This window comes from Streptomyces bacillaris, from assembly GCF_003268675.1.
Lineage (GTDB): Bacteria > Actinomycetota > Actinomycetes > Streptomycetales > Streptomycetaceae > Streptomyces > Streptomyces bacillaris.
This window is the reverse complement of record NZ_CP029378.1, coordinates 208,425-226,601: the sequence shown is the minus strand read 5'-3', so window position 1 is coordinate 226,601 and position 18,177 is coordinate 208,425. Positions and strand designations below refer to the sequence as shown.

The following is an 18,177-nucleotide window of genomic DNA, read 5'->3' as shown; positions in this document are numbered from 1 at the left end:
AATCAGGCGCGGCGGAGGAGGTTGGCCGTGGTCATTTCGATCTCACTGGTGCTGCTGCTGACGATCCTGGCGGTGATCTTCCTCCGCAACGGCGGGCTGAAGCTCTCGCACGCGATCGTCTGCGCCCTGCTGGGCTTCCTGCTGGCCAGTACGAGCATGGCGCCGACCATCCACGACGGGATCGGTGCCACCGCCAACCTGGTCAGCGGCCTGCACCCCTGACGATCGGCCCCGGGGCCCGTACTCCCAGGTGCGCCGTGAGGACGTCCCCGGGCCCGTACCCCCGGGGCGTCCGCACGGCGCCCCGCGATCGAGCACAATGGGCGGATGTCCTTTCCGTCCCCCGGCCGGCACTCGGGCGCCGCCCACCACGAGCACTGCAACACCGTCCTCTGCTGCCGGTGCCAGATGCGCGTCTGGACCACCCAGGCGGGCAACGAGCGGCTCTGCGGGCCGTGTGCCGCCTGCTGCCAGGCGTGCGGCCGGGCGCCCGCGCCCCATCTGGACGGGCTCGACGGCGGGCTCTGCGCCGAGTGCCGCGGCCTCTGCGGCCGCTGCAACGCCCCCAGGCGCCCCGACGGCAGCTGCGGCTGCGACCGCTGGCGGGAGAGCGCCAAGAGCAACCCGCGCGGCTATGTCCTCCAGGCCCTGCCGCACCAGCTCGTCCAGGCCCTCGGCGGCCGGATCCCGAGCACCGTCCACGAGCTGATCCACCAGGAGCTGGAGCGCAAGCGCACCGCCGGTCTCCTGCGTGAGCGCATCGAACGCCGGTGGAACCTGCGCTGGTCCCACGCCCTCAACGAGCGCGACGAGGACGGCCGCCGCCGCTGGAGCGCCCAGGAGATCGCCGAGCGGCTGCTGATGCCCGGCTCCTGCTCCGACCCGGAGTGCGAGGACGGCCACCTCACCACCACCGACGCCCCGTGCACCCGCTGCCGGCAGCCGCTGCACCGGTTCGTCACCTCGGTCGCGGGCCACACCGCCGACCCGGACCACGCGCGTGCGGCGGCGGCCCGGATCCGCCGGGCGATGGTGGAGAACCGCGGCCACCGGAAGCCCCCGACGCGCTGAGCCCCCCCCGGGGCCCGGAGCGTCCGTCGGGGCGTCGCCCCGTGTGTTGCGGGCCGTTGCCGCGCGTGGCGTGGTGTTGCGGCGGTGTGCCGGCTCCGCGAAACTCTCTGCCTTCCATGGACACTTCAAGCGGTGCGCCCTAACGCCGGGCGGCGGCGCGACCCCCGTCCGTAACCGAGAAGCCCGATGCCCCCGCCGTACCGCCGTGCGCTCACCCGCGCCCTGGCCCTGACGCTCGCCGTCGCCTCCGTCACGCTTGGGCCGGAGCCCCGAGGTGGTCAGCGAGAGGATCGCCCCCGTCGGCGGCGAGTGCGCCCCCGCCACCTTCGACACGGCCGGGCGGCTGCTCACGGTCTGCGGGACCTCCACCGGGTTTCTGCTCAAGCTGCTCGACCCGCGCACGCTCGACACGCTCGCCGAGTACAAGCTGCCGCAGCGCTCGTCGACGGTCGAGGCGATCACCCGCCTCGACTTCTCGAAGATCTTCAAGAACACCTCGGGCGGCGCCTACTTCTACCTGGACGACCAGGACCGGGTGGTCCTCGCCGACTCCCCCCGGCACGTCCTGCGCATCGCCCACCGACAGAACCCGGACGCGCGCTGGGACTTCGTCGTCGAGGACGACTGGGACCTCACCGAGCACGTCCCGCACGACTGCGTGAGCTGGACCAACCTCTTCCCCAGCGGCACCTGCGACCCCGTCACCTCCGTGATGCCCGACTTCCGTCCGGCTGGCCGGTGAGGAGATCCAGAACTCCTTCTCCGTGGCCCGGGACGGCGTCTCCATCGTCTCCGACCACGCCCCGTACAGCCTCACGGCCGACCCCGACGGAATCCCGCGCATCCAGTGGCGCCAGACCTACGACCGGGGCACCGGCACCAAGCCCGGCTCGGTCAACCAGGGCTCGGGGACGACACCGGACCTCTTCGGCACGGACGAGGAGTACGTGGCGATCACCGACAACGCGGACGACCGGATGAACGTCCTCGTCCTCCGCCGGGGCGCCGACGCCCCCGCCGACCGCCGTCTGGTCTGCTCGGTCCCGGTCTTCGGCTCCGGCCGCTCCACCACCGACAACTCCCTGATCAGCTGGGGCAACAGCCTCGTCGTCGAGAACAACTACGGCTACGAGAACCCCACCTCGCTCCTGCTGGGCCGCAGCGTCGTCGGCGGTGTCACCCGCATCGACGTACGGCCCGACGGCAGCGGCTGCGACACCGTGTGGGAGAGCGCCGTCCGCTCTCCCTCCACCGTGCCCAAGCTCTCCACCGCCAACGGGCTGCTCTACTTCTACGAGAAGGAGCCCAACGCCCCCGGTATCGACGCCTGGTACCTCACCGCCGTCGACTTCCGTACCGGCGAGCGCCGCTGGCGGAAACTGACCGGCACCCGGGCCCGCGTACGACAACAACTGGGCGCCCATCACCATCGGCCCGGACGGAACGGCGTACGTCGGCGTCTTCAACGGCATCGTCGCCGTACGCGACACCGCCTGAGCCACGGGCGTGCTGATCGGACGTGGTCACCGGTCCGCACGCCCTATGCTCGCGGCCATGGAGCAACGGGAAGTCGTGAAGCGCGTGATCGGCATCCTCACAGAGGCGCGCGAAATGCAGCGCCTGCTGGAGGCGGACCTCGAACGGGAAGACCTGGACGCGGGGGCGGGCGCCGTCACCGCCCTGCTGAACGAGACGATGCCCCACATCGCCATCCCCGACGACTTCTCCGTCGAGGAGGTGGTGACCGTGGTCGGGCGGGAGGTCGGCGGCGCCGTCGAGCAGCTGGTGAGCGCCTTCACCCTCGCCTTCACGATGCTGGCGCAGGTGCACGACTCGGGGCAGACGGACGTCTCCTCGGCCGACGTCCTCCAGGACCTGGCGCTGCGGGTGGAGGCCGGCGGGCCCGAGGACGAGGACGGTGGTCCGGTGCTCTAGCGGCCCGTGGCCGCTGTGCGTGAGCCCTGGCCGCTGCCCGTGAGCCCTTGACCGGGGGTTCCTGCGTTCCGCCGTATGCGTAGGCATAGTGGAGAGGGAGAGGCACGAATTCTCCTCGCGGTACGGAGGCAGCTGTGGGCAGGAGCGGCGAGATAGCCCGCGCCAAGGCGCGCCGGCTGAAAGGCATGAAGAAGGAGTCGGACGGCATCGCCCTCGGCGACGAGCGGATGAAGGCCGAGGGCCGACGCGAGCAGGACGCGGCCCGCCGCGAGGAGGAGCGGGCCCGCGCCCTGCGGGATTCCTCCGACAGCTGAGCGGAGAGGCGCCCGGACCGTCGTCACGTACGGTCCGGGCGCCTCCGGCGTCTTCCTGATCCCTCAGCGTGTACGGGCCCGCTCAGCGACCCGGGCCACGATGTCCTTGTCCAGCGCCGCCCGGACGAGCGCGGCCGCGACTGTCGCACCGTCGTGTCCGCGCGCCGCCCGGGCCAGCCCGCCGGGTGAGGTGGGCAGGCCCAGCCGCTCGGCACCCTGCAACCCCTTCGCCCCCACCCAGGGGCCGGTCTCCGGCCAGAGGGACTGCACTTCCCGTACGAAGATGTCGGCGCCCGCCGGCCCGATGCCCGGCACCCGCCGGAGCCCTTCCATCAGCCGGTCCCGGTCGCCGTCGGCCTCCGCGCGCAACCGGCGCAGATCGCCCCGCCAGGTGTCCAGGAGGAGCTGGGCGCCCTCCCCGAGCTGGGTGGCGGTGCGCTCGTCGTAACGCCGGTAGTGGCCCTCGCCCAGCGCGTCCACCCGCTGCTGCCGGGTGGCGTCCACCATCCGGCGCGGGGTGCGCAGGCCATGGCCGTACAGGGCGCGGGCGGCCGCCACGGCGACCGAGGCGCGGATACGGGCGGAGAGCAGCAGGCTCAGCACCAGGAGCTGGTAGAGGGGCTGCGGGGTGTCCTTGAGCCGGATGCCCGCCTCCTCCGCGTACGTCTGCCCGCACTCCGCCACCAGCGCGTCGACGGTCCGGCGCGCCGAGGGCGACCGCCGCCTGCTCATGCCAGCCCGAAGACCCGCGCGACGAAGAACCCGGCGACCAGCAGCGCACCGAGCACGATGAGGCCGATCCAGACGGCCGGGTGCTCCCAGACACCGCCGTCCGGACGCTCCTCATGGGCCTCGCCGATCGAGCCCTCGGCGGGGGGCGTCTCTCCTGGGGGATTCAGCAGAACAGCCATGACTCCAGCCTCTCTCCGTCCGCGCCCCGGCGCACGCCGTACCGGCCCGGCCGCCGCCCCGCCACCGGTACGGGGCCGTACGGAGGCACCCCGTCCGCAGAACGCTGGGCGCGGCGAAAACGGGGCACCGTCAAGGAATGCCCGCAGTTTCCGCACCCGCACCCGTCGTCAAACTCGTGCAGCGCACCACCGAACCGGCGGGGGTGCAGACGCTGCGCTCGACCGCGGCCGCCGTCATCGCCTATTCCGTGGCCGTCTGGGCCCTGCCCGAACCGGCCCCGCTGACCGCACCCCTCACCGCGCTCCTGGTCGTCCAGGTCACCCTGTACGCGACCCTCACCACCGGCATCCGCCGGGTGAACTCCGTCGTCGTCGGCGTCCTCATCGCCATCGCCTTCAGCTCCCTGGTGGGGCTCAGCTGGTGGAGCCTCGGGCTGACCATCTTCACCTCGCTGCTGATCGGGCGGCTGGTGCGGGTCAACGAGTTCGTCCCCGAGGTGGCGATCAGCGCGATGCTCGTGCTCGGCGTCTCCCAGGTCGCGGACACCGCCTGGGACCGGGTCTGGGAGACGCTCATCGGGGCGGTGGTGGGGCTGCTGTTCAACCTGGTCTTCGCCCCGCCCGTCTGGGTCGGGTCGGCGGGCGCCTCGATCGCCTCCCTGGCGGGCCGGATGGGCACCATGCTCCGCAGCATGGGCGAGGAGGTGACGGGCAACAACCCCGTCCCGCAGGCGGCGGCCCGCCTCCACGAAGCCCGCAGGCTGGACCACGACATCGTCGAGGTCGACGCCTCGCTCCGCCAGGCGGAGGAAAGTCTCACCCTCAACCCGAGGGTGAGACATGGGCTGCTCAACCGGGTGGTCCTGCGCACCGGGCTCGACACCCTGGAGATCTGCGCGGTCGTGCTGCGCGTCCTCTCCCGCACCCTCACCGACCTGGCGAAGGCCCGCACCGAGGAGACGCTCTTCCCGGCGGATGTGGCGGAGCTGCTGAAGGAGCTGTTCGGCCAGCTCGCGGACGCCATCGAGGCCTTCGCCGTCCTCGTCACCACCCCGCTCGCCGCCGACGGCGAGGCGGCGGAGGACCGGCTCGGAGAAGCGCTCGCCCGCAGCCGCGCCACCCGGGACCGGGTGGCCGACCTGCTCCTGGAGGACGTCCAGGAGCACCCGCGCCAGTGGCAGCTGCACGGGGCCCTGCTGGCGGAGATCGACCGGGTGCTGGACGAACTGGACATCGAAGAGCGGACGAAGCGGCTCGGAGAGGAGCTGGACCGGCGCTCGTCCGAGGCCCACGAACGCCACCCCCGGGTACGCGCGCTGGTGCGGCGGCTGAGCCGGACCGCGACGTGACCCGTTCCGGGACGTGACGCCTGCCGGGACGTGACCCGTCCGGGCGGGGCGCGCGGGATGCGGAAGGCTCCGGTCGCTGGTTCGCTGAGGACAGCGGTTCCCGCTGTTCGAGCGAGCACAGGAAGCCCGACAAGGACCGATGTGGCCCGAGAATCCGAGGAGTGGTGATGAGCGGTTCCGACGAACCCGCCGACCTGGCGCGGCAGATGCGTGAGAAGGCCCAGCAGCTCGCGGAGGCCGCGGAACGCGCGAGCGACCCGCAGGAACGCGAGCGGCTGGAGAAGAAGTCCCGGTCCATGCGGGACCGGAGCGAGCAGCAGAGCGGCATGGCCGCCGGAGACGTCTACCCGCAGAAGTGATGGGCGTGGGGGTGCTCAGGCCGCCCACTCCAGCAGCCGTTCCACCGGCCAGGTGGTCACCACCCGGTCCGCCGGTACGTCGCACTCCTCGGCCCGCGCGCAGCCGTACGGCTGCCAGTCCAGCTGGCCGGGGGCGTGCGCGTCCGTGTCGATCGAGACGAGGGCACCCGCCTCGACCGCCCGGCGCAGCAGGCGGCGGGGCGGGTCCAGCCGCTCCGGCCGGCAGTTGATCTCCACCGCCGTCCCCGCCTCGGCGCACGCGGCGAAGACCCGGTCCGCGTCGAACCGTGACTCGGGCCTGCCGCGCCCCGACAGCAGCCGGCCCGTGCAGTGGCCGAGGACGTTGGCCCGCGGGTTGCGCACGGCCGCCTCCAGGCGCCGGGTCATCGGGGCCGGGTCCATCCGCAGCTTGGAGTGGACGGAGACCACCACCACGTCCAGCCGTTCCAGCAGCTCCGGCTCCTGGTCCAGCGAGCCGTCGGGCAGGATGTCGCACTCGATCCCGCTCAGCAGCCGGAACGGCGCCCACTCCTCGTTGAACCGCTCCACCACCTCCAACTGCTCCCGCAACCGCTCGGGCGAGAGACCGTTCGCCACCGTCAGCCGGGGCGAATGGTCGGTGAGCACCGCCCACTCGTGCCCCAGCTCCGCCGCCGTGAGGCCCATCTCCACGATCGGGCTGCCCCCGTCGGACCAGTCCGAGTGCAGGTGGCAGTCGCCCCGCAGCCGGGCGAGCAGCTTCCGGCCCGCCTCCGGCGGCGGTTCGGCTGCGGCCTCCTCCTCCAGCCGCTCCAGATAGCCGGGCACCTCGCCCGCCTGGGCCTCCCGGATCACCTGGGCCGTCCGCGGGCCGATCCCGGAGAGCCGCTCCAGGGTCCCGGCGGCCACCCGATCGGCCGCCTCGCCGGGCTCCATCGCGGCCACGACCTCGGCGGCCGTACGGAAGGCCTTCACCCGGTAGGTGGCGGCCTGCGAGCGCTCCAGCAGGAACGCGATCCGCCGCAGAGCGGTGACGGGGTCCATCGGCACCTCCACAGAGAGCGTCGGCCGCCCGGCCGGTTCCCCCGTCCGGGCCGCCTCCCACCAGGATGGCCGCCCCGCACCCCGTACGGCCACCGCACCGGCCCCGACGTGCGTCTACGGGCCGACCACCCAGCGCCCGGCCCCGTGGTCGTAGTCGTGGACGGGCCGCCCCGGCGCCCCGCTCGTACGGAACGGGCGCCCGCCGTCGTCGATCCGTACCGTGCCCGACCGGCCCCCGCTGCTCCACCGCAGCTCCGCCACCCAGTCGCAGTCGCACCGGGCGGCGCGCGCGGTGACGAGGAGGACCTCGGGGTCCGAGGCCGAGACCCGGTACGGGAAGGAGACCGCCGGGATCGGTTCGCCCGTGTCGTTGCCCGGCACGGACCGGGCCACGGGCCGCTCCCGGTCGAGATCGACGTCGAACGTCCGTGGTGTGAGCGCCCCGCCGCACCCGGAACTCATCCGGTGCACCCGTCCGTCGGCCGGCGCCCGCCGCTCGACCACCCGGATCCGCAGCGCCTCCAGCACCACCGCCCGCTCGTCCCTGCCCTGGAGGGTGATCCGCACCTCGGTCTCACCCGCGTGCACCGCGCCGAGCGCCGCCGCCCAGCCCTCCGCGTCGGCCTCGGCCGGGGGCGGCGGGACGGCGGCCGGGGGCCGGGCGACCAGGTAGGAGTGCCCGCAGCCGTACTTCCAGACGTGATCGTCACTGGTCCAGGTGAACGGAGGAGCGGGCGGTGCCGACACGGCCGCCCGCCCCTCGGACCGCTCCGGCAGGGACCCCGTCAGGGCGAGCGCCAGCACGGCGACGGCACCGCACACCGAGAGCGCCCGGGCCCAGCGGCGGGCGGAGGGCGGTGCACCGGCGTGCGCGGGCGGATCCCCGTCGCGGTGTACGGGGGTGGGGGCGGGCGGTACGGAGGCGGGAGGCCGCCCGGGACCGGCGGGCGGCACGGAGCCGCCGGGCGGGCGCGGGCCTCCGGCGAGGGGCGCCTCGGCCCCAGCCCCGGCCCCCACGCCCGCCCCCGCCTCCATCCGCTCCACCCGTTCCGCGTCCGCCCGCAGCCACAGACGGTGCAGGGACTCCCGCTCCTCGGGCGTGCGGCCGCACAGCCGGGCCAGCCGCTCCACCGGGGCGAACTCCGCCGGTACGGTCTGCCCGGTGCAGTAGCGGTGGAGCGTCGATGCGCTCACCCCGATCCGGCGGGCCAGCGACGCGTACGTCCGGCCGGAGCCCTCCCGCAGCCCGCGCAGCCGCTCCGCCAACGCCTCGCGCGCGTACTCCCCGCCCGGGCCCCGCTCCTCGTCCGACACCCGCCGGCCTCCTCCCGGCCTCCCCAGGCCGTCCCAGGGGCGTTCCACCCCCTTGAGAACACCCACGTCAGCGGGGGTGGGACGGTTCCGTGCCGACCGGAACCCGTGTCGTCCTTGTCGGCGCCCCGGCGCCCGCCCCAGTCTGTTGCCGTGCCGGTCGATCCGGCCGCCCGACCAACCGCGACCACCTGAACGGGGAGTTCCACCATGCGCACCACCCGTACGCTCCGCACCGCCCTCCTGACCACCGCGGCCGCGGGCCTCGCCGTCACCGCGCTGTCCACGGCGCCCGTCTCCGCGGCCCCCGCGGCGCGGACCGCCCCCGCCGCCCCGGCGTTCCTCTCCGCCGCGCAGTGGCCCGCCTCCCACACCCCCTGGACCGCCGGTCCGGTACGGCAGGGGCTGCCCGAGGACGGTTCCTTCTGCACGGCCGGCACCACCCCGGCCGCGGGCACCCGCCACCGGGACTTCCGTACCGAGCTGGACACCGGGGCCCGCCAGACGATCACCGTCGCGCCCACCACCGCGAAGGCGAAGGCGCTCGCCGCCGAGCTGCGGACCGCGCTGGCCACCTGCCTGGAGCGGATGAAGGAGCAGGACCCGGGCATCGAGGGCGTCAGCAAGTACCACGGGCGGGTGAACGTGGAGGAGGGCGCGTACGTCTACAGCATCGACACCTCGTACCCGGAGGTCGGCTCCACCGACATCGGCCTCCACGCGGTGGGCCGGGACGGGCGCACGGTGACCGTCCTGGAGTGGGGACAGCTCGGTGACCTGGACGGCGCCCCGCTGAAGGGGTTCAAGAAGACCACCGCCACCGCCGTCGCCAAGCTGCACTGAGCCGGGCACGGCGGAACAGGGGCGGCGGACCGGCCGGAGGGGGTCCCGGCCGGTCCGCCGACGTGCCTGCCCACCCGGCCTGGAGGATCCTGACTGTGTGACCCGGCACGATGCGACCCGGCCCACCCCCTTCCCCGGCAGCGGGGCCGCGGCCGGGGGAGACCACGGCGGCCGAGTACCGGACGAGCTGTCCCTCGTACTCGCGCAGGGAGTCGTGAGCGCCGTCGAGTCCGCCGAGGGGTACGCGGGCGGCGTCTACCTCCGCTCCGGGACCCCCGGCCTGCTGCGCCTCGCCGTGCTCGCCGGACTGCCGGGGCCGCTGTTCCGCCCCTGGTGGCGGATGCACGTCAACCGGCCGTTCCCCGTCTCCGAGGCCTACCGCACCGGGCGGCCCGTGCTGCTCGCCGACGCGGAGGAGGCCATGCGCCGCTTCCCGCAGCTGATGGCGGGGCTGCCGTTCCCCTTCGGCTCGCTCTGGGTCCCGGTCACCGGCCCGAACGGCACCATGGGGGTGCTGGCCATCCTGCGCCCCGCCACCCCCGGCGAGGAGGTCGCCCCCGCCGTCGGGGAGCGGCTGATGCGCCTGGGCCGCCGACTGGGGGCCGCGCTCGCGGACCTGGAGTCGCGGTCCTTCCCCGTCGCCTGGGAGAAAGAGCCGATCCCCGTCCAGCTGCCCGCCGCCCCCGCACCGCCCGTGCGGGTCGGCAGCTTCGACTGGGACCTGCACTCCGGGGGCCTCACCGCCGACGACGACCTGTGCGCGATCTTCGGCACCGAACCGGAGGACTTCCCCGGCACCGTCGACGCCCTCGCGGAACGCCTCGTACCGGAGGATGTGTACGGGCTCTGGGCGCTGGCCCGGCAGGCGGTGGAGTCCGCCGATCCGGTGGTGCGGCGGATGCGGCTGCGCGGCCCCGACGGCCGCTACCACCTGCTGGAGCTCTCCGGCCGCTGGACCCACCCGGACGGCGAGAGTGCCGAGAGCCATCTGACCGGCTTCGTGGTCGACTTCGGCGCCGGGCCCGTCATCGCGGAGGCGGCGGACCGGCTGCCCCGGGGGATCGTCTCGCTGGACCGGATCGGCCGTATCACCTACGCCAACGCGCTCGCGGAGGAGCTGCTCGACCGCCCCCGGGCGGAGCTGGTCGGCCATGTCGTGTGGGAGGTGCTGCCGTGGTTCGCGCATCCGGCGTACGAGGACCACTGCCGGGCGGCCCTGATCTCCGACGAACCCGTCCACTTCCTCGCCCGGCGGGACCCCTCCGTCTGGCTCTCGGTCTCCCTCTACTCGGGCCACGACGGGCTGAGCGCGGTCTTCCAGGCCACCGAACAGCCCGCGTACGCGCCCGGCTCCGTCACCGCGCCCGGTCTGGGCATCGGCTCCACCGCCGACCGCTCCTCCGCGCTCTACCGCCCGGTCGCCCTGGCCATCGCGCTCACCGAGGCGGTCACGGCCCGCCAGGTCTCCGCCGTCGTCACCGAGGAGCTGCTGCCCGCGTTCGGCGGCCGGCAGCTCGCCATCTACCTGCTGAGCGAGCGTCACCTCCACCTCGCCTGGGAGACGGGGTTCCCCAAAGGCTTCCTCGACCGCTTCGACGGGGTCGGGCTCGACGTCTCCATCCCGGGTGTGGAGACCCTCACCACCGGGCGCCCGATCTTCTTCGAGTCCATGCAGCGGCTGGCCGACGCCTACCCGGGCATCCCGATGGAGACCGACGTCGGGGCGCGGGCGTTCCTGCCGCTGATCGCCTCGGGGCGGCCCGTCGGCTCGTGCATCCTCGGCTTCGACCGGCCGCGCGGGTTCAGCCCGGAGGAGCGCACCGTCCTGACCGCCCTCGCCGGGCTCATCGCCCAGGCCCTGCAACGCGCGCAGCGGTACGACAGCGAATCGGCGCTCGCCCGGGGGCTCCAGGACGCCCTGCTGCCGCACCGGCTGCCGGAGGCGGAGGGGGTCGACACCCTCGGGCGCTATCTCTCCGGCACCCAGGACATGGAGGTGGGCGGCGACTGGTACGACGTCATCGAGACCGGCCACGAACTCGCCCTGGTCATCGGGGACGTCCAGGGGCACGGCGTGTCGGCGGCCGCCACCATGGGCCAACTCCGCAGTGCGGTACGGGCGTTCGCCCTGAGCAACCACGATCCTCAGGAGGTGGTGAGCGGCACCAACCGGCTGCTCATCGACCTCGACCCGGGACAGTTCGCCAGCTGCTGCTACATCGTGCTCGACCCGCTCACCGGACGGGCCCGTGCCGTACGGGCGGGCCACCCGCAGCCGGTGCTGCGCCACCCCGACGGCCGGACCGAGGTGCTCGACCTGCCCGGCGGCATTGTGCTCGGCATCGACGGGCACGCGACCTACCCGGTCACCGAGCTGACCCTCGCGCCCGGCGCCATGCTGGCCCTCTTCACCGACGGGCTCATCGAACGCCCCGGGACCGACATCGACGAGGGCATCGAACGGCTGCGCGCCACGATCGCGGGCGTCGGCTCCGCCCCGCTGGCCGAGACGGCGAACCGGGTGATCGGGGAGGCCCGGCAGGCCACGGACCGCCCCGACGACATCGCGATCCTGCTGGCGGCCCGCTGGACGCACCCACCGGAGAAGCCGCCGCCACCGTCCCGCGACACCGCCCCGCCCGACCTGTGGCGGACCTTCCGCGGGCCGGGCCCCGGTGGCGCGAGAAGCACCCCGGACCCGGCCTGACGGGCACCGGCCCCGTAAGGATCAGGCGCCGGAGGCGTCCAGCATGCCCTCGCGCTCCACGACCTTGATCCGCTCACGGCCCTGGGCCGCGCCGAGCGCCTGCTCGTGGGCGTCCAGCTTGTGCCAGCCCTCCCACGTCGTGTAGCGGACGTTCCGGCTCTCCAGGAAGGCCTCCACAGCCTCCGGGGCGGGCGTCGTCGGCTCGGGCAGCCGGCCGGCGGCACGGTCCTCCAGGAGGCAGGCGACCGTCTCGTTGGCGTCGCCCTTGGTGTGGCCGATGAGGCCGATCGGGCCGCGCTTGATCCAGCCGGTGACGTAGACCGAGGCCATGTGCTCGTCACCGGAGATGACGCGTCCGGCCTCGTGCGGGACCGTGCCGGAGGCCACGTCGAAGGGGAGCTTGGGCAGCTCCTCCGAGTAGTAGCCGACGGCCCGGTAGACGCTCTGCATCTCCCAGTCGGTGAACGTGCCGGTGCCCCGGACGTTGCCGGTGCCGTCCAGCTCGGTGCGCTCGGTACGCAGCGCGGTGACCTTGCCGTCCTCGCCGAGGATCTCGACCGGGGACTCGAAGAAGTGCAGGAAGAGCTTGTGCGGGCGGTCGCCGACATCGCGGATCGCCCAGTTCTCCAGGGTCTGCGCGACCATGTTGGCCTGCTTGTTCTCCCGCCGGGTGGCGATGGAGCCCTCGTCGTAGTCGATGTCCTCGGGGTTGACGATGACCTCGATGTTGGGGGAGTGGTCCAGCTCTCGCAGCTCCATCGGGCTGAACTTGGCCTGCGCCGGGCCACGCCGCCCGAACACATGCACCTCCAGCGCCTTGTTCGCCTTGAGGCCCTGGTAGACGTTGTCCGGGATCTCGGTCGGCAGCAGCTCGTCCGCCGTCTTGGCCAGCACGCGGGCCACGTCCAGCGCCACGTTGCCGACGCCGAGGACCGCGACCTTCTCGGCGGTCAGCGGCCAGGTGCGCGGGACCTCGGGGTGGCCGTCGTACCAGGAGACGAACTCGGCCGCGCCGTAGGAGCCGTCCAGCTCGATGCCGGGGATGTCCAGCGCCCGGTCGGCCTCGGCGCCGGTGGAGAAGATCACCGCGTCGTAGAAGGAGCGCAGGTCGTCCAGGTCGATGTCGTTCGGGTAGCTGACATTGCCGAAGAGACGGATCTGCGGCTTGTCCAGCACCTGGTGCAGCGCCTTGACGATGCCCTTGATCCGGGGGTGGTCGGGGGCCACGCCGTAGCGGATCAGGCCGAAGGGCGCGGGCATCCGCTCGAACAGGTCGATCGAGACACCCGGGTCCTGGCAGACCTCGGATTTGAGCAGCGCGTCCGCAGCGTAGATACCGGCGGGGCCGGCTCCGACAATGGCGACGCGGACGGGGCGTGTCATGGCGTGTTGATCCTTAAGGCGGGCGAACGCGGGCAGGTCAGGCAGGTCGGGCAGGTTACAGAGTACGCGGCAAGTAAGGGTGGGCTTACTAGTGTCCACCCCACACGGTAAGCCAAGGCCGGGGGAGGCTCTCGACCCACCCTGCGGAACCGCCCGATAAGTCCGTTTCTGCGGGTCAGTATGGGCGATTTGAACCTTTAATTACCCTATTCCATAAAAGGGCTATTGGGGCTCTTGGGCAATTTTGCCCCCACCCATTTCGGCCGCCTCCGTGCGGAGTGGTGAGCGTCACGTCCCGGGGGTGCGGACGCAGAAGCGGAGGGTTCGGTTCCCTTCTGTGCGAAGAAAGTTGACACCGCGACGGAGCCGGCCCGGCCCGGAATTCCGGTCATTCGATCTTGCGGAAAAAGAAGATCCGGAATTCGGGGCTTGTTCCGCCCGATGTTTTTCGCCTACGGTCACGGTCAATCCGGATGGAACGCCGAATCCTGCCGCCGTCCGGGAATCCGCAACCCACTCACGTACGGCAGGAGCGGGGGACCCAGGTAAGTCGCCGATCCGAAGTCCGGAGCGGCTAGGGGTGAAGCCGCATGTCCCATGCGGCCAGACATCTCCCGTCTGAACCCGACAGCTCACCTCGCAGGCGCCGGAGAGGAAGTTCCCCATGCCCGCACTGGGTAAGCACCGCCGTCCCAAGTCCGTCTCGCTCGGCCGTGGCATCGCCGCCGTGACCACGGGTGGAGCCGTCCTGGCCCTCCCCGTCCTCGGCGCCACCACCGCCTCCGCCGCCTCCGCGCCCGCCGTCGCGGAAAAGGCCGTGGCCCCCGTCTCCGTGACCGCCCAGGCGAATTCCGTGACGAAGGCCGCACCCACCAAGCATTCCGTGGTGTCCGGCGAATCGCTTTCCAAGATCGCCCGCGACTATTCCGTCAGCGGCGGCTGGAAGAAGCTCTACGAAGGCAACCGGAAGGTCGTCGGGGAGAACCCGAACCTTATTCACCCGGGTATCACCCTGACCGTCGGCGGCAAGGCTGCCGCCCCGTCAGACGCCAAGGCCGGCAAGGCCGGTAAATCGGCCCCGACCGCCGACCGTGCCGCCTCGGCCGAGCGCGCCGACCGCTCCGCGCGCGCCGCCGCTCCCGCGGCCCAGGCCGCCCCGGCCGCCGCCGCCCCGACCGCGTACACCAACGACCTCGATGGCTGGATCAAGGAGTCGCTGGCGGTCATGGCCCAGCACGGCATCCCCGGCACCTACGAGGGCATCCACCGCAACATCATCCGCGAGTCCTCCGGCAACCCGAACGCCATCAACAACTGGGACTCCAACGCGGCCAAGGGCACCCCGTCCAAGGGTCTGCTCCAGGTCATCGACCCGACCTTCCGGGCCTACCACGTGCCCGGCACCTCGACCGACAGCTACGACCCGGTCGCCAACATCGTCGCCGCGTGCAACTACGCCGCGGACCGGTACGGCTCGATCGACAACGTCTTCGGCGCCTACTGATCCACCAGGGCGTACACGGCGTACAGCACCCCGAGGGGCCCCGGACCACACGGTCCGGGGCCCCTCCGGCGTACCGGGAAGTTACCCCCAAGTTTCTCGTGACTTACCACGCGATCGGCAGTAGAACCTGTTGCACTCTGTCGAGAGTGAGGTATGTCACATGAACGACATTGTCCTGCACGGAGACGCCTCGAAAGGCGTCTCCCGTCGAAGATTCATCACGGGAACAGGTTCTCTTCTGGGTGTCGCGGCGCTCGCCGGACCCACCGCCCCGGTCTGGGCCACGCCCCGTACGGCAGCGGCCCCCATCGGCTCCGGAGCCCATGTGCCGGTGCTGGTCGTCGGCACCGGCTACGGCGGCTCGGTGGCCGCGCTCCGGCTCGCCCAGGCCGGTACGGACGTGCACATGGTCGAGATGGGCATGGCCTGGGACACCCCCGGCGCGGACGGCAAGATCTTCGCCAACACCACCCGGCCCGACGACCGCTCCTTCTGGCTGCGCACCCGGACCAAGCAGCCGCTGAGCAACTTCCTCGGCTTCCCGCTCGACCGACACGTCAACCGCTACACCGGGATCCTGGACGCCGAGGAGTTCGCCGGGATCACCGTCTACCAGGGGCGCGGCGTCGGCGGCGGCTCGCTGGTCAACGGCGGCATGGCCGTCACCCCGAAGCGGGAGAACTTCGCCGCCGTCCTCCCGACGGTGGACGCCGAGGAGATGTACCGCACCTACTACCCGCGCGCCAACGCCGATCTCGGGGTCTCCACCATCGACCCCGCCTGGTTCGACACGGTCGACTGCTACCAGTACGCGCGGATCGGCCGGAAGCACGCCCAGCGCGCCGGCTTCCCCTTCCTCTTCGTCCCCGCCGTCTACGACTGGGACTACATGAAGCAGGAGGCCGCCGGGACCGTACCGAAATCAGCGCTGGACGCCGAGATCCTCTACGGCAACAACTACGGCAAGAAGTCGCTCCAGAAGACCTACATGGAGCGGATCAGGGCCACCGGCCGGGTCACCATCACCCCGCTGCACAAGGTCACCCGCGTCTCCCCGGCCTCCGGCGGCGGCTACACGGTCCTCATCGACCAGCTGGACACCACCGGCCGGACCACCGCCACCAAGACCGTCACCGCCGACAAGGTCTTCTTCGCGGCGGGCAGCGTCGGCACCAGCAAGCTGCTCGTCGGGCTGAAGGCCACCGGCGCGCTGCCGCTCCTCAACGACGAGATCGGCAAGGGCTGGGGCGACAACGGCAACGTCATGTGCGGCCGGGCCAACCACCTCTGGGACCCGACGGGGAAGGTGCAGTCCTCCATCCCCACCGCAGGCATCGACAACTGGGACGCGGGCGGGGCCTTCGCCGAGGTCGCCCCGCTGCCCACCGGGATCGAGACCTGGGCCTCGTTCTACCTCTCGATCACCAAGAACCCGCACCGCGCCCGGTTCACCTGGAACGCGGCGGCGGGACGGGCCGAGCTGGACTGGCAGACGGCGTGGAAGCAGCCGTCCATCGACGCGGCGAAGACCATCTTCGACCGGATCAACAAGAAGGAGGGGACGATCTACCGCACGGACCTCTTCGGCGTCCACAAGATCTGGGGCGACCACCTCACCTACCACCCGCTGGGCGGCGCGGTCCTGGACAGGGCCACCGACAACTACGGGCGGCTGCACGGCTACCCGGGCCTGTACGTCATCGACGGGGCGCTGATCCCCGGCAACACCACCGTCAACCCGTTCGTCACGATCACCGCGCTCGCCGAGCGCAACATCGAGCGGATCATCGCCGCCGATCTGTAGGCGCCGAAGACGCCACGGTCGGCGTGTACGGAGAGCCCGGGGCCGGGAGTGCCAACCCGGCGGCCCCGGACTCCGCCCCAGGGGCCGCTCCTAATGGCCCGGCAGCACACACACCGCGTCGATCCCCAGCACATGGTTGAGCCGCCCGAACGCCAGCCACGAGCCGATGCTCATGGACAGCTCCACGATCTCCGGCTGGCTGTAGTGCGCGGTCATCCGCTGCCAGAAGGCGTCGTCGAGACCGTGGTGGTCCAGCGCGTACCGCTCCGCGTACTCCGCCGCCAGCCGGGTCCGCGTGTCGAAGGCGTCCGTCGTACGCCACTCGGTCACCGCCCGCGCGAACGCCTCCTCGACCTTCGTGCCGTCCCGCTCGGTCCGCCAGTCCAGGCAGAACAGACACCCGTTGATCTGCGCGATCCGCAGCCGGGCCGCCTCGAACTCCCGCAGCCCCAGCGTGGTGTGCTCGTACACGGACATCGAGAACGCGGCGGCGGCCGTCCCGATGCCGGGGACCAGCTCCCCCCACACGTAACCGATGGGCTCCTTGCCCTCCGGGATGTCGATGATCATGCCGTTCTCCTTCCAAGCCTGCCGATCGCAGGCCGCAGCGGGACGTCGAGTGCGTCGTACAGACCCGGTTCGGCCTCCACCAGCCAGTCGATGGCCGAGACGAGCCGCCCGACCGCCGTGGCGTTCCCGCCCGCCGACCGGTTCTCGCCCTCGTCGGAGGCCTCGACCGTCACCTCGATCCGGGGACGGCCCTCGATCACCACCCGGTGCGCGCCCACCCCGTCGGGCGGGGAGGGCCAGTCGGGGGCGCAGGAGGCGTGGATACGGGTGATGTGCTCGATGACGATGCGGGGTTCACCGCCCACGAAGCCCTGCACCTCGAACCGGACCGCGCCCTGGGTGCCCTTCTCGAACGCGCCCATCGTGCGGGTGGTCACGGTCGTCTCCAGCGCCCGCCGGTCCGACGTCTCGCGGATCTCGTCCAGTTCGACGCCGAGCGCCCGGGCCATCAACCGCAGCTGACCGCCCCACACCATCGTCGGGACGCCCTCGGCCAGCATCAGCGGCTGGTACTCCAACGGGTGTCCCATGCCGATGAGATGGCGTACGGAGTCCTCCTGTTCGTACGTGGAGTAGTCGAAGATCTCCTGGCAGCGGATCGCGTCCACCTCCGTGCCCAGCCCGCTCACCAGCAGCGGCAGGACGTCGTTGCCCCAGCCGGGGTCGACGCCGGAGACGAAGAGTGAGCCGCCGCCCTCCGCGACGGCGGCCACGAGCGGATCCCGCAGCTCCGGCGGGGCGTTGCGCTGGTCGTAGAACGGATAGAGGGAGGGGGTGACGACGACTGCCCCGGCCCGGATCGCCCGGCCGATGTCGGTGAGGGCGTCGTCGGGGCGGATGTCGCCGGAGGCCGCGTAGACCACCGCGCGGGGGCGGGCGGCGAGGACGGCGGCGATGTCGTCGGTGGCCGCTACGCCGAGCGTGCGGCCGAGACCGCCCAACGCGCCCGCGTCCCGGCCGACCTTGGCGGGATCGTGGACGAGGACGGCGGTGAGCGTCAGTGCCGGATGGGCCTCGACGGCGCGGATCGCCGCCCGGCCGACGTTGCCGGTACCCCAGACAACCGTGGGAATCATGCGCGGAGGGTAGCCGC

17 protein-coding genes, 1 pseudogene and 1 riboswitch are annotated in these 18,177 nt (G+C 72.4%); of the genes and pseudogenes, 11 read left to right on the top strand and 7 right to left on the bottom strand.

Features of this window, described 5'->3' with window-relative positions; translation table 11 throughout:
* Window positions 1–27: 27 nt before the first annotated feature.
* The 5 genes and pseudogenes from DJ476_RS00985 (at window position 28) to DJ476_RS00965 (ending at window position 3,320) form a co-directional block, all read left to right on the top strand.
* Window positions 28–222 (top strand): hypothetical protein, encoded by a 195-nt coding sequence (locus DJ476_RS00985; RefSeq protein WP_018487623.1) that lies wholly within the window; start codon window positions 28–30, stop codon window positions 220–222.
* Between the two features lie 105 nt (window positions 223–327).
* Window positions 328–1,071 carry an FYVE zinc finger domain-containing protein gene (locus DJ476_RS00980; protein ID WP_103420126.1) on the top strand — a complete coding sequence of 248 codons (744 nt, stop codon included), beginning with the start codon at window positions 328–330 and terminating at the stop codon, window positions 1,069–1,071.
* A gap of 256 nt (window positions 1,072–1,327) precedes the next feature.
* A pseudogene (locus tag DJ476_RS00975) lies at window positions 1,328–2,568 on the top strand (hypothetical protein).
* Window positions 2,569–2,613: 45 nt separating this feature from the next.
* A complete protein-coding gene (locus DJ476_RS00970; protein WP_070200254.1) occupies window positions 2,614–3,006 on the top strand; it encodes a hypothetical protein in 393 nt (130 codons plus the stop codon).
* A 134-nt stretch (window positions 3,007–3,140) separates the two neighbouring features.
* Window positions 3,141–3,320, top strand: coding sequence for a hypothetical protein (locus tag DJ476_RS00965; RefSeq protein WP_103420128.1), 180 nt, complete (start codon window positions 3,141–3,143; stop codon window positions 3,318–3,320).
* A 63-nt stretch (window positions 3,321–3,383) separates the two neighbouring features.
* Here DJ476_RS00965 and DJ476_RS00960 read toward each other — a convergent pair whose 3' ends face one another.
* Window positions 3,384–4,052: an endonuclease gene (locus DJ476_RS00960; RefSeq protein WP_112489554.1), complete on the bottom strand. Its 669-nt coding sequence runs from the start codon at window positions 4,050–4,052 to the stop codon at window positions 3,384–3,386.
* Window positions 4,049–4,231: a DUF6480 family protein gene (locus DJ476_RS00955; protein WP_019761308.1), complete on the bottom strand. Its 183-nt coding sequence runs from the start codon at window positions 4,229–4,231 to the stop codon at window positions 4,049–4,051. Before DJ476_RS00955 ends, DJ476_RS00960 begins: the two co-directional genes overlap by 4 nt.
* 137 nt (window positions 4,232–4,368) lie before the next feature.
* On the opposite strand from DJ476_RS00955, the gene DJ476_RS00950 reads away from it, so the two are divergent.
* On the top strand, window positions 4,369–5,580 hold the full coding sequence (locus DJ476_RS00950; RefSeq protein ID WP_112489553.1) for an FUSC family protein: 1,212 nt from the start codon (window positions 4,369–4,371) through the stop codon (window positions 5,578–5,580).
* Between the two features lie 167 nt (window positions 5,581–5,747).
* Window positions 5,748–5,939, top strand: a complete 192-nt coding sequence (locus DJ476_RS00945; RefSeq protein ID WP_103420134.1) for a DUF6381 family protein — start codon at window positions 5,748–5,750, stop codon at window positions 5,937–5,939.
* Between the two features lie 15 nt (window positions 5,940–5,954).
* Here DJ476_RS00945 and DJ476_RS00940 read toward each other — a convergent pair whose 3' ends face one another.
* Both DJ476_RS00940 and DJ476_RS00935 read right to left on the bottom strand, forming a co-directional pair.
* Window positions 5,955–6,962, bottom strand: coding sequence for a PHP domain-containing protein (locus DJ476_RS00940; protein ID WP_103420136.1), 1,008 nt, complete (start codon window positions 6,960–6,962; stop codon window positions 5,955–5,957).
* A 114-nt stretch (window positions 6,963–7,076) separates the two neighbouring features.
* On the bottom strand, window positions 7,077–8,276 hold the full coding sequence (locus DJ476_RS00935; protein ID WP_112489552.1) for a helix-turn-helix domain-containing protein: 1,200 nt from the start codon (window positions 8,274–8,276) through the stop codon (window positions 7,077–7,079).
* Between the two features lie 207 nt (window positions 8,277–8,483).
* Here DJ476_RS00935 and DJ476_RS00930 point away from each other — a divergent pair, with 207 nt between their 5' ends.
* Both DJ476_RS00930 and DJ476_RS00925 read left to right on the top strand, forming a co-directional pair.
* Window positions 8,484–9,116: a hypothetical protein gene (locus DJ476_RS00930; RefSeq protein ID WP_103420140.1), complete on the top strand. Its 633-nt coding sequence runs from the start codon at window positions 8,484–8,486 to the stop codon at window positions 9,114–9,116.
* A gap of 97 nt (window positions 9,117–9,213) precedes the next feature.
* Window positions 9,214–11,823 (top strand): SpoIIE family protein phosphatase, encoded by a 2,610-nt coding sequence (locus DJ476_RS00925; protein WP_181006623.1) that lies wholly within the window; start codon window positions 9,214–9,216, stop codon window positions 11,821–11,823.
* Between the two features lie 21 nt (window positions 11,824–11,844).
* Here DJ476_RS00925 and DJ476_RS00920 read toward each other — a convergent pair whose 3' ends face one another.
* The gene (locus tag DJ476_RS00920; RefSeq protein WP_103420142.1) at window positions 11,845–13,206 is read right to left on the bottom strand and encodes an FAD-dependent oxidoreductase; all 1,362 of its coding nucleotides are present in this window, start codon (window positions 13,204–13,206) and stop codon (window positions 11,845–11,847) included.
* A gap of 500 nt (window positions 13,207–13,706) precedes the next feature.
* Window positions 13,707–13,867: riboswitch (cyclic di-AMP (ydaO/yuaA leader) on the top strand.
* Window positions 13,868–13,870: 3 nt separating this feature from the next.
* On the opposite strand from DJ476_RS00920, the gene DJ476_RS00915 reads away from it, so the two are divergent.
* Together DJ476_RS00915 and DJ476_RS00910 are read left to right on the top strand one after the other, a co-directional pair.
* The gene (locus tag DJ476_RS00915) at window positions 13,871–14,710 is read left to right on the top strand and encodes a transglycosylase SLT domain-containing protein (RefSeq protein WP_103420144.1); all 840 of its coding nucleotides are present in this window, start codon (window positions 13,871–13,873) and stop codon (window positions 14,708–14,710) included.
* Between the two features lie 160 nt (window positions 14,711–14,870).
* Window positions 14,871–16,514: a GMC oxidoreductase gene (locus tag DJ476_RS00910; protein WP_318294275.1), complete on the top strand. Its 1,644-nt coding sequence runs from the start codon at window positions 14,871–14,873 to the stop codon at window positions 16,512–16,514.
* A gap of 90 nt (window positions 16,515–16,604) precedes the next feature.
* Here the strand turns inward: DJ476_RS00910 and DJ476_RS00905 are convergent, their stop codons facing one another.
* Both DJ476_RS00905 and DJ476_RS00900 read right to left on the bottom strand, forming a co-directional pair.
* Window positions 16,605–17,084 carry a carboxymuconolactone decarboxylase family protein gene (locus DJ476_RS00905; protein ID WP_103420148.1) on the bottom strand — a complete coding sequence of 160 codons (480 nt, stop codon included), beginning with the start codon at window positions 17,082–17,084 and terminating at the stop codon, window positions 16,605–16,607.
* On the bottom strand, window positions 17,081–18,160 hold the full coding sequence (locus DJ476_RS00900; RefSeq protein ID WP_112489551.1) for an NAD(P)H-dependent amine dehydrogenase family protein: 1,080 nt from the start codon (window positions 18,158–18,160) through the stop codon (window positions 17,081–17,083). Before DJ476_RS00900 ends, DJ476_RS00905 begins: the two co-directional genes overlap by 4 nt.
* Between the last annotated feature and the right edge of the window lie 17 nt (window positions 18,161–18,177).

What these genes read in the sequence shown, in the direction of transcription:
- DJ476_RS00940 (WP_103420136.1), bottom strand. Translation starts at nt 6,962, where the DNA reads ATGGACCCCGTCACCGCTCTGCGGCGGATCGCGTTCCTGCTGGAGCGC.
- DJ476_RS00910 (WP_318294275.1), top strand. Translation starts at nt 14,871, where the DNA reads ATGAACGACATTGTCCTGCACGGAGACGCCTCGAAAGGCGTCTCCCGT.
- DJ476_RS00905 (WP_103420148.1), bottom strand. Translation starts at nt 17,084, where the DNA reads ATGATCATCGACATCCCGGAGGGCAAGGAGCCCATCGGTTACGTGTGG.
- DJ476_RS00915 (WP_103420144.1), top strand. Translation starts at nt 13,871, where the DNA reads ATGCCCGCACTGGGTAAGCACCGCCGTCCCAAGTCCGTCTCGCTCGGC.
- DJ476_RS00930 (WP_103420140.1), top strand. Translation starts at nt 8,484, where the DNA reads ATGCGCACCACCCGTACGCTCCGCACCGCCCTCCTGACCACCGCGGCC.
- DJ476_RS00920 (WP_103420142.1), bottom strand. Translation starts at nt 13,206, where the DNA reads ATGACACGCCCCGTCCGCGTCGCCATTGTCGGAGCCGGCCCCGCCGGT.
- DJ476_RS00955 (WP_019761308.1), bottom strand. Translation starts at nt 4,231, where the DNA reads ATGGCTGTTCTGCTGAATCCCCCAGGAGAGACGCCCCCCGCCGAGGGC.
- DJ476_RS00945 (WP_103420134.1), top strand. Translation starts at nt 5,748, where the DNA reads ATGAGCGGTTCCGACGAACCCGCCGACCTGGCGCGGCAGATGCGTGAG.
- DJ476_RS00960 (WP_112489554.1), bottom strand. Translation starts at nt 4,052, where the DNA reads ATGAGCAGGCGGCGGTCGCCCTCGGCGCGCCGGACCGTCGACGCGCTG.
- DJ476_RS00900 (WP_112489551.1), bottom strand. Translation starts at nt 18,160, where the DNA reads ATGATTCCCACGGTTGTCTGGGGTACCGGCAACGTCGGCCGGGCGGCG.
- DJ476_RS00970 (WP_070200254.1), top strand. Translation starts at nt 2,614, where the DNA reads ATGCTCGCGGCCATGGAGCAACGGGAAGTCGTGAAGCGCGTGATCGGC.
- DJ476_RS00980 (WP_103420126.1), top strand. Translation starts at nt 328, where the DNA reads ATGTCCTTTCCGTCCCCCGGCCGGCACTCGGGCGCCGCCCACCACGAG.
- DJ476_RS00950 (WP_112489553.1), top strand. Translation starts at nt 4,369, where the DNA reads ATGCCCGCAGTTTCCGCACCCGCACCCGTCGTCAAACTCGTGCAGCGC.